Raw genomic sequence first — 15,443 nt, 5'->3', positions numbered from 1 at the left:
GGGATGTCCCGGCATTCGATACCCGGCAGGGTCCTCCTCGCCGCGCTGGCCGCGGTGCTCTGGATCGCCCTGCCGGGCGCCCCGGGCGCCCGGGCCGAGGATCCCGTCGAGCTGTCCCGCGACGGGCAGATCACCGACCGGGTGGACGCGCTCGGCGACCGCGAACCCCAGGTCGCGGCCGCCCTCGACAACCTGTTCGACGAACGCCGGGTCCAGCTGTTCGTCGTGTACGTACGCGACTTCTCCGGCCGCTCCGCCCAGACCTGGGCCGACGAGACGGCGGACCGCAACGGCCTCGGCCAGGAGGACCTGCTGCTGGCCGTGGCCACGCACGACCGGCAGTACGCCTACTCCGTCGACCAGGGCTCGCGGCTCACCGACGCCCAGCTCCAGGACGTGGCGAACACGGCGATCGAGCCGGCGCTCCGGCAGAACGACTGGGCCGGTGCCGCGATCGGCGCCGCCGACGGCTATGCGGCCGTCCTGGCGGGCGACCCCGTCCCGACCCCCGCCATCACCCCGGGCGCGGCGGACCCCGGCGGCTCCGACAGCGGTGCCTCCGTGAATCTGATCGTTCCGCTGGCCCTGGTCGTCGTCGCGGGCGCGGTGGCCCTCTTCGCCTTCACCCGCCGCAGACGGCGTACGGCGACCAGGACGACCCCGGCGGCGGGCGGCGGCTGGGGCGGCGGGGCGGCGGCCGAGGACCGGGTCCCGCTGCCGGAACTGGACGCGCGGGCGAAGGCCGATCTCGTCGACACGGACGACTCCGTGCGCACCAGCGAGGAGGAACTCGGCTTCGCGACGGCCCAGTTCGGCGAGGAGGCCGCCGCTCCGTTCGCCGAGGCGGTCGCGCACGCGAAGACCGAGCTGACGGAGGCCTTCCGGCTGCGCCAGCAACTGGACGACGCGTTCCCCGAGGACGACGCGACACGGCGCCGCATGCTCGACGAGATCGTCAGCCGCTGCACGGACGCCAACGAACGCCTGGACGCCATGTCCGAGGACTTCGACCGGCTGCGCGCCCTCGAACAGACCGCGCCCCGGGCCGTGAGCACGGCCGAGACCACCTTCCGCGAGCTGATCGCCCGCGTCTCCGCCACGGAGAACGCGCTCACCGCGATGCGCGAGCGGTACGCGGTCTCCGCCACCGCTCCGGCGGCCGAGGACATCGAGCAGGCCAAGGACCGGCTGGTCTTCACCACCTCCAGCCTCAACCAGGCACGCCAGGCCGTGGACAGCGGGAACAACTCCGAGGCCGCGGTCTACGTCCGGGCCGCCGAGGGAGCCATCAAACAGGTCTCCACCCTGGTGGACGCCGTCGACCGGCGGGCCGGTGAGCTGGCCGAGGCGGCACAGAAGCTCCCGGGCGCGCTCACCGAGACCGAGACCGACCTGGCCGATGCCGGGGGGCTGCTCGGCGGCACCCCTGAGGGCGTGTCCACCGCGGATCTGCGGGGCAGGGTGGCCCGCGCGGAGGCGGTGATCGCCGACGTGAAGGGCGAGACGGCCTCCGGGCCGTACGACCCGATCGACGCGCTGCGCAGGGTGGAGGAGGTGGACGCGGCCCTGGACGAGGCCCTGGCAGGGGCGCGCGAGCAGGAACACGGGAACCAGCGGGCCCGCTCGCTCCTCGATCAGGCGATGCTCACCGCGCGGGCGGCCATCGGTGCCGCCACCGACTTCGTCACCACCAACCGGGGTGCCGTCGGCAGCCAGGCGCGCACCCGGCTCGCGGAGGCCCAGCGGAGGTACGAGCGGGCCGGGGAGCTGTCCGGTGCGAGCGATCCGCAGGGCGCCCTGGCCGAGGCCCAGCAGGCGGACGCGCTGGCCGTGCAGGCCAGAAGCCTGGCCGAGCAGGACGTACGGAGCTACCGGGACCGGAGCGGCTTCGGCGGCCCGCGCGGAGGGGGCGGGGCGGGCGGCGCCGTGCTGGGCGGCATCATCCTGGGCGGCCTGCTCGGCGGGGGCGGACGCGGCGGAGGGCTGGGGGGAGGCTTCGGCGGCGGATTCGGCGGGGGCGGGGGCGGGTTCGGCGGCGGGCCCGGCAGCTTCGGCGGCGGGGGGACCCGCGGCCGGCGTGGCGGCGGAGGACGCTTCTGACCGCTCTCCCTCCGGGCCTCGCCCTCCCGGGCCGGACCTCATGTTCCGTACACACATCGCGCACGTCGCAGTCGTATGCCGCACAAGGAGAGGTGCCATGAGCAAGCAGACCGTCCTCGGCCGAGTCACCCAGCTGGCGCGGGCCAACATCAACGCCCTGATCGACCAGGCGGAGGACCCGCAGAAGATGCTGGACCAGCTGATCCGCGACTACACGAACAACATCGCGGAGGCCGAGCAGGCGGTGGCCGCGACCATCGGCAACCTGCGGCTGATGGAGGAGGACCACAGGGAGGACGTGGACGCGGCCAGGGAATGGGGCCAGAAGGCGCTCGCCGCGAGCAGGAAGGCCGACGAGCTGCGGGCCGCGGCGGCGGGCGCGGAGGCCGACACGTTCGACAACCTCGCCAAGGTCGCCCTGGGGCGGCAGCTCCAGTCGGAGCAGGAGGCGAAGACGGCGGAGCCCACGATCGCGTCGCAGACCGTGGTGGTGGACAAGCTGAAGTCGGGCCTGGACCAGATGAAGAACAAGCTGACCCAGCTGAAGGCCAAGCGCGACGAACTCGTCGCCCGTGCCGCGTCCGCGCAGGCGCAGAACCGGATGATGGACGCGGTCAAGAGCATCGACGTCATGGACCCGACGAGCGAGCTCGGCCGCTTCGAGGACAAGGTGCGGCGCGAGGAGGCCAGGGCGGTGGGCAAGCAGGAGCTCGCCGCGTCGTCCCTGGACGCCCAGTTCGAGCAGCTGGACAGTCTCGGGGACAGCGCGGAGATCGAGGCCCGGCTCGCAGCTCTGAAGTCCGCCTCGTGACCGGAACGCCGTGCGGGACCGGAGCCCGCCGCGTCACCCGAGCGGGCTCCGGGGTCCGTTCCGGGACGGGAGGGTACTCCGGGAGGCGGCCGGGGGCTCTCCGTACCGCCCCGGTCAGTACATGCTGAGCAGCTGCTCCACGGAGAGTTCGGGCGCGGGCTCTCCGTCGGGCAGCGCCAGCTCGAACCACACCGTCTTGCCGCGCGGGGTGCGCCGTGAGCCCCAGGCCGCACTGAGCAGCCCGACCAGCTGGAGCCCCCGTCCGCCCTCGTCGGTGTCGCGGGCGCGCCGCCGCCTCGGCTGGACGAGGCCCGCGTCCCAGACCTCGCAGACGAGCGTGCGGTCGCGCAGGAGCCGGAGCCTGATCTCGCCCTCGCCGTAACGCAGGGCGTTGGTGACGAGTTCGCTGACGAGCAGTTCGGTGGTGTCCACCAGGTCGCCCAGGCCCCAGTCGATCAGCTGTTCGCGGGCCAGCTCACGGGCCAGGCCGACGGAGCGGAGCTCACGCGGGAGCCGCCAGTCCCCCACCGCGTCCGGCGCCAGCCCCTGGATACGGGCCATCAGCAGGGCGATGTCGTCCTCGCCGTGCCGGGTGTCCAGGGTCGACAGCACGTGGTCGCAGACGTCTTCGAGGGGCTGCGACGGCTCGGCCAGGGCCAGCCGGAAGGCGTCGAGGCCCTCGTCGAGCGGATGGTCGCGGGACTCGACGAGCCCGTCGGTGTAGAGGGCGAGGAGGGAACCTTCCTTCAGCTCCACCTCGACCTCCTCGAAGGGTTCGCCACCGACACCGAGCGGCATGCCCGGCGGTACGTCGAGGAGCAGGGCGGGTTCGCCCGGCTCGGCGACCACCGGCGGGAGATGGCCGGCGTTGGCGAAGGTGCACCGGCGGGTGACCGGGTCGTACACCGCGTACACACAGGTCGCCAGATAGACCTCGGAGAGGTCCGCCTCGCGTGACTTGTGGGCGGCCCTGGAGGGCCACTGGGCCCCGCCGCCCGCGCCGAATCCGTCGCTCCGCTCGCCCCCGCCGGGGGTGCCGAGCCCCCTGGCGACCTCGTCCAGGGCCGAGAGCACCTCGGCGGGTTCCAGGTCCAGGAGCGCCAGCGTGCGTACGGCGGTGCGCAGTTCGCCCATGGCGACGGCGGCGCGCAGTCCGCGGCCCATGACGTCGCCGACGACCAGCGCCGTGCGGTGGCCGGGGAGCTCGATCACGTCGAACCAGTCTCCGCCGACCTCGGTCGCCGTGTTGCCCGGGAGGTAGCGGCAGGCGATGTCGAGACCCGCCGCCTCGGGGTCGCCCGGCGGGAGCAGGCTGCGCTGGAGGATGAGCGCGCGCTCGTGCTCCCGGCGGTAGAGGCGGGCGTTGTCGATACAGACCGCGGCGCGTGCGGCGAGCTCGGTGGCCAGGGCGCGGTCCCGCTCACCGAAGGGCTCGCTGCCCTTCGTACGGGAGAACTGGACGAGGCCGACGACGATGTCGTGGGCGACCATCGGCACGGCGAGCGTGGAGTGGACGAATCCGCGGTCGTCCCCGGGTACGTCGGTGGCGCGTCCGGTGCGCAGGGCCACGGCACAGGGTGAGTGGAACGGGTAGCGGTGGACGGAACCGAGGGCGGGCGGGCCGGTGTCCCCACCGGACGCCAGGCCCTCGCCGGTGCGGGCGCCCGGGACGACCCCGGGAAGCCCGTCGGACACGGCGCTGGCATGGGCCACCCTGCGCAGTTCCGCCGAACCCGTGCCCGTCTCCTGGTGGTGCCGGCCCCAGCTCGACGGCGAGGCCTCCTCACCCGTGAGGAGGCCTTGGTACAGGTCGACGGAGGCGAGGTCGCAGAAGCCGGGCACGGCGACGTCGAGCAGCTCCCTGGCGGTGGTCTCCAGGTCGAGGGAGTTGCCGATGCGGGCGCTTGCCTCGTTGAGCAGGGCGAGATTGCGACGCGCGCTGGCGGCCTCGCGGGCGGCGATGTGCCGTTGCGTGACGTCGGTCGCCAGGCCCGCGATACCGATGGGGCGCCCCGAACCGCTGTGCACGCGGTAGAGGTTCATGGACCAGTGACGCCGGGCGGGGGCGCCGGGCGGAATTCCGACGAGCTGGAGATCGGTGACGGAGTCGCCCGTCTCCAGGACACGCCGGAGCGTGGCCGAGAGTCGCTCGGCCTCCGGACGGGCCAGATAGTCCTCCACGGTGCGCCCGCGGTGGTCGTCGGCCTCGCCGCCGAAGACGGTGGCGAACCTCTGGTTGGCCCGCACGACGGTGAAATCGGTGCCGAAGAGGACGAACCCGAAGGGAGATTGGCCGAAAATCGCCTGTGAGGCCGCGAGGTCGGTCTCGATCCGCCGCAGCGCTCTGACGTCCACGACGATGCAGAGCGCGGCCCGCTCGCCGGTCCCCGTCTCGCTCGGCATGACATAGATCTCGGCGAGCCCGTGGACCCCGTTCTCACCTGGAATCCGGAACGGGACGAGGCCCGTCCACTCCTTGCCGTCGAGGATCTCGCCGACCCGTCTGTGGGCGTCCGGACGCACCTCGGCAGGCATGAAGGCCTCGACCGGGTCCTTCCCTACCACCTCGTCGGAGGCCATGCCGAACAGACCCGCGGCCCGTCGGCTCCATTGCTCGATCAGCCCGTCGGGCCCGATCGAGAACGACGCGACCCTTATGTACTCATAGATCGAGCCAGGCGGGCTGCTCTGCCACACGACGTCGCCCGCTGTCCCAGGTATCTCGCTCACGCGACCGTCCCCTCCAGCTCACACACCGGACCGGTCCTGCCCGCAGTATTCAGCACTACGGGCCTCACCGGCACGGCGTTCACGATCACAGCACGGTCTCAGTCCCTTTCAGCCAGGTCCTGCCCGACCTCTGGTGATCGCTGTGCGTCCCTCCCCACTCCTAACCAGAGAGAGGGAGCTCGAACCACACGGTCTTGCCGGTCTTTCCGCGCCGGGTCCCCCAGCGGCGCGCAGAACAAGCCACCAGCTGCAGCCCGCGACCCCCTTCGTCCTCGGGCCCGGCATTGCGTTCGGTGGGCGGATCCGGAACCGGATCGGAGACTTCGACCAGCAGATGCCGCTCCCCGGCCGCACCGGCGGGCTCGTCGCCGTCGGGATGCGGCCACACCAGCCGGACACCGATCGGACCCGAGGCATAGCGCAAGGAATTGGTCACCAGTTCACTGACGAGGAGCACGGCGACATCGCCCACCGCCGCGTCGAACCCCCAGTAGTGCAGCGCGTCACGGACCGCGTGCCGGGCACTGCGCACGGAGCCCGGCACCGCCGGAAAGCTCCACTCGGCGCAATCGCCTTCGGTATCGGTCACGCCGATCACTTCCCAGGGCCGGCTGCGGGGTGCATGCGCCTTCAAGGGTCTTATCGGCACATACCCGATATTCAGCACAACCTATCGCCGAAGGTGACGGATGGGGCGTACGGGTGTACGCGGCCACGTCGGCACCCGGGCCCTGACGGGCAGTGGGGGGCGCACGGGGCGTACGGCGGCCGGGAGCCCTGACGAACGATGAGGGAAGGCCGGGCAGGCGCAGCCGCGTGGGCAGGGCGGCGCGGACTCGGACCGAAAGCACCGGTACGGACAGATCGGCGCACGGACAGAACGTTGCCCGGGCGGACGGTGCACGAGAAGGCGGCGCGGGCACGCGCAGGCGAGCGGGCACGCGCAGGCAAGGCAGGCGCAGGGCGAGCGGGCCGGCCAGGTGCAGGCGGCCAGCGCGCCTGCGGGGGCACCGGGCAGCACAGGCGAGCCGGACACGGGTGCCCGGTCGCGCGCCCGCACCGCCGCGGGTCAGACGGCGCGGTCCCCGCTCAGACGGCGTACCGCCTCGGCCACCGCCGGGCGGTCCTGGTCCAGCCAGTCGACGGTGTCCGCCTCTTCCGGCGCGAGCCAGCGCAGTTCGTCGTGGTCCTCCAGCGGGCTCGGCTCGCCCGACACCAGTCGGACCATCCAGACCCGCAGCACCAGGCCGGGCTTCAGCGGCCACTCCCCCGGGATACGCTCCAGCGGCTCGGCCTCCACGCCGAGTTCCTCCCGGAGCTCCCGCACGAGCGCCTGCTCGCCGCTCTCGCCGGGCTCCAGCTTGCCGCCGGGCAGCTCCCAGCGGCCCTTCAGCTCGGGCGGGGCGCTGCGGCGGGCGGCCAGGAGCCGTCCGCGATCACAGACGGCCCCGGCCACCACCACGGAATCACTCATGCGCCGGAGCGTAACCGCTGTCCCGTCCTGCTATGGGCGCGCGCTCCGGCTCGTGCGTTCCACCCAGTAGAGCTGCTTGTGCCCGTTACGGTCCAGGCCGTCCGCGATCTTCTGCGCCTCGTCCTGCGTCGCATAACGGCCGACGCGATACCTGTTGCCGTTGTCGTCCTGTCTGATCACCAGCCAGGGGAGCACGGCGCCGCTGTCGGTCATGGCGTTCCTCCCCAGCATCTCGCCCCTCTCCCCACTGGTGTGCACGTCTCTAAGGATCCCCAGGAAACCGCAGTACGCATATGCCCGAGCGTACGCCTGACCTTCACTCAGCGGATGCGTCTTTGCACAAAGAGACACACATCCGGCCACACCGAAGGGGGCGCACTCCCCCGAATGCGCCCCTGCCTCCTCTTTCGGTCAGCCGGCCGGCGTCCGCGCGGGCGGCAGGGTCGGCACCGGCATCAGCACCGGGCCCGCGGCGGGCTCCTTGCGGCAGACGTCCCCGCACTCCGCGTCCAGCGAGCAGCACAGCGAGCAGATCGGCCCCGACTGGACCGGGCAGTCGGCGATGTCGGGCAGTTCGTAGGCGGTCTCGCACACCGTGCAGCTGTGCGTGGCGGTGATGTCGGCGATCTCGACGTCCGGGCCGTTGACCGGGTTCGGCCGGGCCAGGTAGTACTTCCCCTTCGTCAGCCAGGCGATCAACGGGCAGAGGATCAGGGAGAGTCCGGCCGCGATGAAGGTGGAGAAGGCCTCGGCGTACCTGCCGAACAGTCCGAAGAAGGCGAGGATCGAGACGGTGGACGCGATGACCATCGCCCCGAAGCCGGCCGGATTGACGGCGTAGAGGTAGGCGCGCTTGAACTCGATGTAGCGGGGGCTCAGCCCGATCCGCTTGTTGATGACCAGATCGGCGGCGACGGCCGCGATCCAGGCGATGCCCACGTTGGAGTAGAAGCCGAGCAGCTTGTTCAGCGCGGCGAACATGTTCATCTCCATCAGCGTCAGCGCGATGGCGAGGTTGAGGAAGATGTACCAGACCCGGCCCGGGTGCTTGTGCGTGATGCGGGAGAAGAAGTTCGACCAGGACAGCGAACCGCTGTAGGCATTGGTCACGTTGATCTTGATCTGGGAGACGATCACGAAGACGGCGGCGGCCGGCAGCGCGAACGATCCGAGCCAGGGCTTGAGGGCTTCGATCTGCGGTGCGATCGGCTCCAGGGCGTGCGTCTTGCCGACCGCCTCCAGCGCGACGAAGGCGAGGAAGGCTCCCCCGAGCTGCTTGGCCGCCCCGATGACGACCCAGCCGGGACCGGCGGCCAGGACGGCCAGGTTCCACCGCCGCCTGTTGGCCTCCGTCTTGGCGGGCATGAAGCGCAGGTAGTCGGCCTGTTCACCGATCTGGGCGATGAGCGAGAGCGCGACGCCGGTGCCGAGCCCGAAGGCGATCCAGGAGAAGCCGGAGCCGGCCCCCTCCGTACCTCCGAAGGAGCTGAACGCGCCCCAGGAGTCCGGCGCCTCGAAGGCGAGCACCACGAAGGGCAGCACCATGCCGATGATCCAGACCGGCTGTGTCCAGGCCTGCACCTTGGCGAGCGCGCCCATGCCCCGGAACACGATCGGGATGACGATCAGCGTGGTGACCAGGTAGCCGATCTCCACGGGCAGCCCGATCGCCTGGTGCATGGCCTGGGCCATGATCGAGCCCTCGAGGGCGAAGAAGATGAAGGTGAAGGACGCGTAGATCAGCGAGGTCAGGGTGGAGCCGAAGTAGCCGAAGCCCGCCCCGCGCGTGACCAGGTCCATGTCCAGGCCGTACTTCGCGCAGGCCCGGGCGATCGGTATGCCGGTGAGGAAGATGATCGCCGCCGCCGCCAGGATCGAGGCGAACCCGCTGGTGAATCCGTAGGTGAAGACGATGGAGGCGCCGATCGCGAAGTCCGCCAGATACGCGATGCCGCCGAGCGCCGTCCCCGCGACCATCGACGGCGACCACCGCCGGAACGAGTGCGGGGCGTAGCGCAGGGAGTAGTCCTCACGGCTCTCGTCGGCCGCGAGCTTGGCGTAGCTGCGCCGGGGCTCCCGGGGGCCTTCCTGCGGCTCCTGGGGCGGCGCCTCGCCCGGCGTGGGCGTTGCGATGTCCGTCATCGGTGACTTCCCGTTCGTCGGTCCAATGTGCGGGTGACGAACGGGAAGGTAAGAGCTGGACATGACAAGTCGTCGCGACGGGGCGTTGCCCGCCGGTTAAGCGCGACGCGCGGGTGTTAACTCCGCATCACCAGCGGCGGACACGCCATCGCTCCCACCGGTCACCACGACTGCCCCACCGGTCACTTGACCGGCAGATGGTAGGCGATCCTGTAGCGGTCGGCGGGCACCACGACATCGGCCGTCTCCACCGCGAGCCCCGACGCGTAGTACGTCCGCCCGATCACCATCACCACATGACCCGGCACGCCGCCGAGCGCCAGGAGCTCCTCCGCCAGCCCCGGGCGCGCGCCGACCTCCTCCGCGACGTTGTCCACGACGACGTCGATCGCCGCCATGCGGTCCACCACCCCGCAGCCGCCGAGCGGGCCCTCCTCCGGCAGCATCACCGGCGTGCGCCCGGTGACCGCCAGGGGCTCCCAGGACGTGGAGAGCATGATCGGCTCGCCCGCCTCCCGGAAGACGTATCGCGTGCGCATCACGCGGTCGCCCGGCTCGATCCCGAGCCGCTCGGCGATCTCCGCGCTCGCCCCCTCCTGCTCGCTGCGGGACTCCCATGTCCCCCGGACCCCTTCCGCCGTCTGTTCCTGGCGGAACGGACTGGCTCCCACCCCCGGCCGGTAACCGGAGCGGGCGATCCGGCGCGGCACCGGGCGCTCCCGCACATACGTCCCCGAACCCGAGCGGCCCTCGACGAGCCCCTCGGCCATCAGCACCTTGCGCGCCTCCAGCGCGACGGTGTCCGAGACCCCGTACTCCTCGCGGATGCGGGCCTGCGACGGCAGGCGGGTATGGGGCGGCAGCGCGCCGTTGACGATCTTCTCCCTGAGATCGCTCGCCACGCGCAGATAGGCGGGCTGCTCACCGAAAGGCACAGGCCACTCCCAACAGGTTGACAGACAGCAACAGCGTCGCAACCGTGGGTTGAGTACCGCAAGCACGGGCCAGAGTTTCACTCGATGTGATGATTCCCCGTCGACCAGCGCATACCTGGCTCAGATCTGCGGCAGTTCGCCACCGAGCCTTGACCGCTTTTGGTCCAGACCAATACGTTCCCTGTGCACAGCACGGCTCCCGCTGCCCTTCGGCACCGGAACATCCCTCGGATCACGCACCCGGACCAACTCCGGGACTACGCACAGGAACGAGCCCCATGCGCCGAAGAACCCTGACCGGAACCCTCACCGCCGCCTGCGCCCTCACCCTGCTCGCCGGACTCGCCCCCGCCGCCACGGCCGACGGCTCCGACCGCGCCTCCGGCCACCGCGACCGCGCGTACCGGACCATCGGCTACTTCACCCAATGGGGCGTCTACGGCCGCGACTTCCAGGTCAAGGACCTGGACACCAGCGGCACGGCGGCCAAGCTGACCCACATCAACTACGCCTTCGGCAACGTCAGCGCCGAGGGCCGGTGCTTCACGGGCAATGTGCCCGGTGAGGCCGACGCCTGGGCCGACTACGCCCGCCCGCTGGACGCCGCGGGATCGGTCGACGGGGTCGCCGACACCGACACGCAGCCCCTCGCGGGCAACTTCAACCAGCTGCGCGAGCTGAAGGCCGCGCACCCCGGCCTCAAGGTGATGATCTCCCTGGGCGGCTGGAGCTGGTCCACGCACTTCTCCGACGCGGCCAGGACCCCCGCCTCCCGCAAGGAGCTCGTCCGGTCCTGCATCGACCTGTACATCAAGGGCAACCTGCCGGTGGACGGGGCACGCGGGGGCGACGGCGCGGCGGCCGGGCTCTTCGACGGCATCGACCTCGACTGGGAGTGGCCGGGCTCCGCCGGTGACACGGACACGGTGTACCGCCCCGAGGACAAGCGGAACTTCACCGCCCTGGTCCACGAGTTCCGCACCCAGCTCGACGCCTACGCGAAGAGCAGCCGGAAGGGCAAGCCGAAGCACTACGAGCTCTCGGCGTTCGTCCCCACCGCCCCCGCCAAGATCGACGCGGGCTTCGACGTCCCGCGCATCATGCGGGACTTCGACTTCGTCAACCTCCAGGGTTACGACTTCCACGTGTCGGGCGAGAAGACGACGGCCCAGCAGTCCGCGCTGTACGCCAAGGGCGACTTCAGCGTCGACCAGACGGTCCGCGACTGGATCAGGCGCGGCGCCCCGGCCCGCAAACTCGTGGTGGGCATGCCGTTCTACGGCCAGGGCTGGACGGGGGTCACCGGGGGCGGCGACGGGCTCGGACAGCCCGCCACCGCACCCGCCCCGGCCACGTACGCCGCGGGCTACGAGGACTACAAGGCGCTCAAGAAGATGGCCGACTCCGGGAAGTTCACGGTCCACAGGGACGCCCGCAACGGCCATGCCTGGCTATTCGACGGCACCACCCTCTGGACGTACGACGATCCGCGGGTGCTGCACACCAAGACCTCGTACATCCGCGACAAGGGCCTCGGCGGCGCGATGTTCTGGTCGCTGGACGGCGACACGGACGACGGGGAGCTGATGACCGCCGTCGACCGCGGTCTGCGCCGGGGCTGAGGGCCCTTCCGCCGGCTCGGGACGGCGGGCGCGGGGCGGGGCCGCCGCCCCGCCCCGCGCCCGCCCGCTCATCGAGCGGCACGCATCAGAACTGCAGGGCCCAGGAGTTGATCCGCCCGGTGTCGTAGGTGGCGTTGTCGGCCACCCGGAGCTTCCAGGTGCCGTTGGCGGTCTCGGACGAGGCGTTGACCGTGTACGTGGTGATCACGTTGTCGGCGCTGCCGCCCGTTCCGTACGCCTTCAGGTTGTAGACCGAGCCGTCGGGTGCGACCAGGTCGATCCTGAGGTCACCGGAGTAGGTGTGCGTGATGTTCACCGGGACGCTGAGCGCGGACGGCGCGTTGCCGGTGACGCCCGAGACGGTGATCGGGGACTCCACCGTGGAGTTGTCGGCGATGGCGTAGCCGGTCGTGCTCTCGAACTTGGTGCCGGTGGGCGGCGGGGTGGTGCCACCCGAGCCGACGTTCAGCAGCTTGTTCGGGGAGCCGGTGCCCGGGCTCGTCACCACACCGCTGGTCGCGGCGGCCACCAGTCCCGCGGAGACCTGTGCGGGCGTCTGGCCCGGGTGGTCGGCGAGGTACAGCGCCGCCGCACCGGCGACGTGCGGGCTCGCCATCGACGTACCGGAGATGGTGTTGGTGGCGCTGTCGCCGGTGTTCCACGACGAGGTGATGGAGGAGCCCGGCGCGAAGATGTCGACGACGCTGCCGTAGTTCGAGAAGCTGGAGCGGGCGTCCGTGCTGGTCGTGGAGCCGACCGTGATCGCGTCGGCGACGCGCGCCGGGGACTTGGTGGACGCGTTGGTCGACTCGTTGCCCGCCGCGACGGCGAAGGTGATGCCGGAGTCGATGGCGCTCTGCACCGCTGCGTCCAGCACGGAGTCGGCCCCGCCGCCCAGGCTCATGTTGGCGACGGCCGGCTTGACCGCGTTCGCCGTCACCCAGTCGATGCCCGCGACGACCTGGTCGGTGGTACCGGAGCCGCTGTTGTCGAGGACGCGCACGCCGACGATCTTCGCCTTCTTGGCGACGCCGTACGAGGTCCCCGCGACGGTGCCCGCCACGTGGGTGCCGTGGCCGTTGCCGTCCTGCGCCACGTTGTCGTCGTCGATGGCGTCGTAGCCGTTCGAGGCGCGCCCGCCGAAGTCGCTGTGGCTGATGCGCACACCGGTGTCGATGATGTACGCGGTGACGCCCGCGCCCGCCGTGTCCGGGTAGGTGTAGCTGCTGTTCAGCGGCAGGGCGCTCTGGTCGATCCGGTCCAGGCCCCACGAGGGCGGCGAGGGCTGGGTGCCCGAGATCGTGAAGGTGCGGTTCTGCACGACCGACTCGACGGCCGGGTCCGCGGCGAACTTCCTCGCCTGCGCGGCGGAGAGTTCGACCGCGTAGCCGTTGACCGCCGCGCGGTAGGTCTTCTTGATCTTCGCACCGTACTCCGCGGCGAGCGCCCTGCCCTCGCTGGAGCCGGCTTCGGCGGCGGACTCGTCGAGGGTGACGATGTAGCTGCCGCTGATGGCGCCCGGGGCGCCCGCGTTCTCGATCACGCCTTCCGGCGTGCCGTCGGAGGCGGCGGCGGGAAAGGCCGCGGCGGTCGCGAGCGCCAGGGCGGCGCCGGTTATGGCGCTGGTCGCGGCCAGTCTTCGCGCGTAGCGTGAGGGACGTTCGACTGCCATGGGGGGTCCTCCTCGGTTGCGGTGCACTGAGTGGGGATGCATGGGGGTGCATGGCCCGCATCGCGTCGCCTGGGGGTGCGTCAGGTGGGGTAACGCGGCAGGATCGATCATGAGCATGACAAATCAGACACGCCGGAACCGCGCTCCATGTGGCTTCATGTGAGCGGCACGCCGTGCTGTGCGAAAGATTGGCCGATCCATAGGAATCCCACAAGGGCGTCACGCCCTGGGCCATACATTGGCCACATGCATGACACACGGATGCCCACGGCGGTCTACGTCTGCCCGGAGGACGGTTCCCGGGCCGACGCCACCACGCTGACCTGGTGCTGTCCGGTGTGCGGCGGCCCCTGGGACCTCGACGCCGGCTCCCCTCCACCGGTCCGTCGCGACTCGCTCCCGGGGCGCGTCAATTCACTCTGGCGTTACAAAGAGGCCCTTCCGCTCGCCGCCCCGTCCGTCTCCCTCGGCGAGGGACGGACCCCGCTCGTCCCCCTCACCGACCGGGTCTCGGCCAAGCTCGACTTCCTGATGCCGACGCTCTCCTTCAAGGACCGCGGCGCCGTCATGCTGGCCGAACTCGCCCGCAGGCTCTCCCCGGAGCGGGTCGTCGCGGACAGCAGCGGCAACGCGGGCACGGCCGTCGCCGCGTACTGCGCCCGTGCCGGGCTGCCGTGCACGGTGTACGTCCCCGAGGGGACCTCTCCCAAGAAGACCGAGCAGATCAGGGCCCACGGCGCCCGGCTGGTGACCGTGCCCGGAGGGCGCGAGGCGACGGCCGCCGCCGCCCGGGCCGCCGCCCGGGAGCCGGGCACCTTCTACGCCTCGCACGTCTTCAACCCGTACTTCCTGCACGGCACGAAGACCTACGTCTACGAGATCTGGGAGGACCTCGGCGGCACCCTGCCGGACGCCATCGCCGTGCCCGTCGGCAACGGCACCCTGCTGCTGGGCGCCGCCCTGGCCACGGCGGAACTCCTGGCCCACGGTCTGATCGACCGCCGCCCCGAGCTGATCGCCGTACAGGCCGAGGCGGTGTCACCGCTGGCCGAGGCGTTCCGTGCGGGGGCGGACGGGCTCTCCGGCACGCCGGGGACTGCGGAGTCCACCCTCGCGGAGGGCATCGCCATCCCCCGCCCGCCGCGCGCCCGGCAGATCCTGGCGGCCGTGCGGGAGTCGGGCGGCACCTTCCTGACGGTGACGGAGGACCAGCTCCGGCACGCGCAGAGGGACCTGGCGGCCCGGGGCTTCTTCGTGGAGACGACCGGGGTCGCCTGCTGGGCCGCCGTGCGCGAGGTGGAGGACCGCAGCGTGGTCGTCCCCCTCTGCGGGGCCGGCCTCAAGACGGGCCTGGCGCCCCGGGGCCCGAGGCCCTGAGTGCCCGTCAGCCGGTCCAGTAGGTGTCGTGCTTGATGAAGAACTCCGCGCGTTCCTTCTCCGGCCAGTCGGAGACCTGGTGCACCTTCTCGAAGTACTCCTCGCGGGGCGCCCCCGGTGTGAAGAGCAGCAGCATCGACGCGGGCTCCTCGGAGTCGTTGCGGAAGGCGTGCAGGCCGCCCTGGGGTACGTACAGGAAGTCGCCCTGTGTGGCGTCGATCCACCGTTCGCCGTCGTAGATCCGCACCGTCCCGTCGAGGATGAAGAAGGACTCCGAGATCGACCGGTGGAAATGCTCGGCCGGGCCGCCGGCCTTCGGGCCCATGGTGATCCGGTAGAGCCCGAACTCGCCGTGCGTCGACTCGGCGGTGGCCAGGTAGTGGGTGCTGCCGCCGCTGCGTGTCAGCAGATTCGGGGCGGTGTCCGCGGGGCGGTAGTCCGCGCTGATCTCGCCCTCGCCGCCGGCGTAGAGGGGTTCGGGATACGACATGCCGCTCTCCCTGCCTCCGGTCGTGGACCGGTCCGCTTCTCCCGCGCGCCGCTCCCGCTCCGGCCGCGCCGTCTTCCCTACCTTCGTACG

General features: G+C 71.5%; 12 protein-coding genes. 4 read left to right on the top strand and 8 right to left on the bottom strand.

Translation table 11 applies throughout. The features are described from left to right. Positions 1-3 precede the first annotated feature (3 nt). Positions 4-2,100, top strand: coding sequence for a TPM domain-containing protein (locus AMK10_RS04160; RefSeq protein WP_073744830.1), 2,097 nt, complete (start codon positions 4-6; stop codon positions 2,098-2,100). 97 nt (positions 2,101-2,197) lie between these two features. After that, complete coding sequence (locus tag AMK10_RS04155) at positions 2,198-2,911, top strand: PspA/IM30 family protein (protein WP_073744828.1); 714 nt, start codon at positions 2,198-2,200, stop codon at positions 2,909-2,911. Between the two features lie 114 nt (positions 2,912-3,025). Here AMK10_RS04155 and AMK10_RS04150 read toward each other — a convergent pair whose 3' ends face one another. From AMK10_RS04150 to AMK10_RS04125, 6 genes are all read right to left on the bottom strand, one after another. Continuing rightward, positions 3,026-5,608, bottom strand: a complete 2,583-nt coding sequence (locus tag AMK10_RS04150) for a SpoIIE family protein phosphatase (protein WP_198959645.1) — start codon at positions 5,606-5,608, stop codon at positions 3,026-3,028. 193 nt (positions 5,609-5,801) lie between these two features. Continuing rightward, positions 5,802-6,239, bottom strand: coding sequence for an ATP-binding protein (locus tag AMK10_RS04145; protein WP_073744824.1), 438 nt, complete (start codon positions 6,237-6,239; stop codon positions 5,802-5,804). Positions 6,240-6,710: 471 nt separating this feature from the next. Beyond that, positions 6,711-7,115, bottom strand: coding sequence for a (deoxy)nucleoside triphosphate pyrophosphohydrolase (locus AMK10_RS04140; protein WP_073744822.1), 405 nt, complete (start codon positions 7,113-7,115; stop codon positions 6,711-6,713). 30 nt (positions 7,116-7,145) lie between these two features. Next, positions 7,146-7,328, bottom strand: a complete 183-nt coding sequence (locus AMK10_RS04135) for an SPOR domain-containing protein (protein WP_241839470.1) — start codon at positions 7,326-7,328, stop codon at positions 7,146-7,148. Between the two features lie 198 nt (positions 7,329-7,526). Next, entirely contained in the window at positions 7,527-9,257 is a 1,731-nt protein-coding gene (locus AMK10_RS04130) for a purine-cytosine permease family protein (RefSeq protein WP_073744818.1), read from the bottom strand. Between the two features lie 182 nt (positions 9,258-9,439). Next, on the bottom strand, positions 9,440-10,192 hold the full coding sequence (locus AMK10_RS04125) for a GntR family transcriptional regulator (RefSeq protein ID WP_073744816.1): 753 nt from the start codon (positions 10,190-10,192) through the stop codon (positions 9,440-9,442). A 278-nt stretch (positions 10,193-10,470) separates the two neighbouring features. On the opposite strand from AMK10_RS04125, the gene AMK10_RS04120 reads away from it, so the two are divergent. Next, positions 10,471-11,814 (top strand): glycoside hydrolase family 18 protein, encoded by a 1,344-nt coding sequence (locus tag AMK10_RS04120; protein ID WP_073744814.1) that lies wholly within the window; start codon positions 10,471-10,473, stop codon positions 11,812-11,814. Between the two features lie 85 nt (positions 11,815-11,899). Here the strand turns inward: AMK10_RS04120 and AMK10_RS04115 are convergent, their stop codons facing one another. Next, a complete protein-coding gene (locus tag AMK10_RS04115; RefSeq protein WP_073744812.1) occupies positions 11,900-13,486 on the bottom strand; it encodes a S8 family peptidase in 1,587 nt (528 codons plus the stop codon). A 246-nt stretch (positions 13,487-13,732) separates the two neighbouring features. On the opposite strand from AMK10_RS04115, the gene AMK10_RS04110 reads away from it, so the two are divergent. Continuing rightward, the gene (locus AMK10_RS04110; protein ID WP_073744810.1) at positions 13,733-14,863 is read left to right on the top strand and encodes a threonine synthase; all 1,131 of its coding nucleotides are present in this window, start codon (positions 13,733-13,735) and stop codon (positions 14,861-14,863) included. A gap of 7 nt (positions 14,864-14,870) precedes the next feature. Here the strand turns inward: AMK10_RS04110 and AMK10_RS04105 are convergent, their stop codons facing one another. Next, positions 14,871-15,353: a cupin domain-containing protein gene (locus tag AMK10_RS04105; protein ID WP_073744808.1), complete on the bottom strand. Its 483-nt coding sequence runs from the start codon at positions 15,351-15,353 to the stop codon at positions 14,871-14,873. Positions 15,354-15,443: the final 90 nt, after the last annotated feature.

This window comes from Streptomyces sp. CB02058, assembly GCF_001905505.1.
GTDB lineage: Bacteria > Actinomycetota > Actinomycetes > Streptomycetales > Streptomycetaceae > Streptomyces.
The sequence above is the reverse complement of the archived record's forward strand: the minus strand, read 5'-3'. Positions and strand labels throughout refer to the sequence as shown.

Bases quoted from the DNA above. Each gene is read 5' to 3' on its own strand.
- AMK10_RS04135 (WP_241839470.1), bottom strand. From the start codon at position 7,328: ATGACCGACAGCGGCGCCGTGCTCCCCTGGCTGGTGATCAGACAGGAC.
- AMK10_RS04115 (WP_073744812.1), bottom strand. From the start codon at position 13,486: ATGGCAGTCGAACGTCCCTCACGCTACGCGCGAAGACTGGCCGCGACC.
- AMK10_RS04160 (WP_073744830.1), top strand. From the start codon at position 4: ATGTCCCGGCATTCGATACCCGGCAGGGTCCTCCTCGCCGCGCTGGCC.
- AMK10_RS04155 (WP_073744828.1), top strand. From the start codon at position 2,198: ATGAGCAAGCAGACCGTCCTCGGCCGAGTCACCCAGCTGGCGCGGGCC.
- AMK10_RS04105 (WP_073744808.1), bottom strand. From the start codon at position 15,353: ATGTCGTATCCCGAACCCCTCTACGCCGGCGGCGAGGGCGAGATCAGC.
- AMK10_RS04140 (WP_073744822.1), bottom strand. From the start codon at position 7,115: ATGAGTGATTCCGTGGTGGTGGCCGGGGCCGTCTGTGATCGCGGACGG.
- AMK10_RS04120 (WP_073744814.1), top strand. From the start codon at position 10,471: ATGCGCCGAAGAACCCTGACCGGAACCCTCACCGCCGCCTGCGCCCTC.
- AMK10_RS04110 (WP_073744810.1), top strand. From the start codon at position 13,733: ATGCATGACACACGGATGCCCACGGCGGTCTACGTCTGCCCGGAGGAC.
- AMK10_RS04130 (WP_073744818.1), bottom strand. From the start codon at position 9,257: ATGACGGACATCGCAACGCCCACGCCGGGCGAGGCGCCGCCCCAGGAG.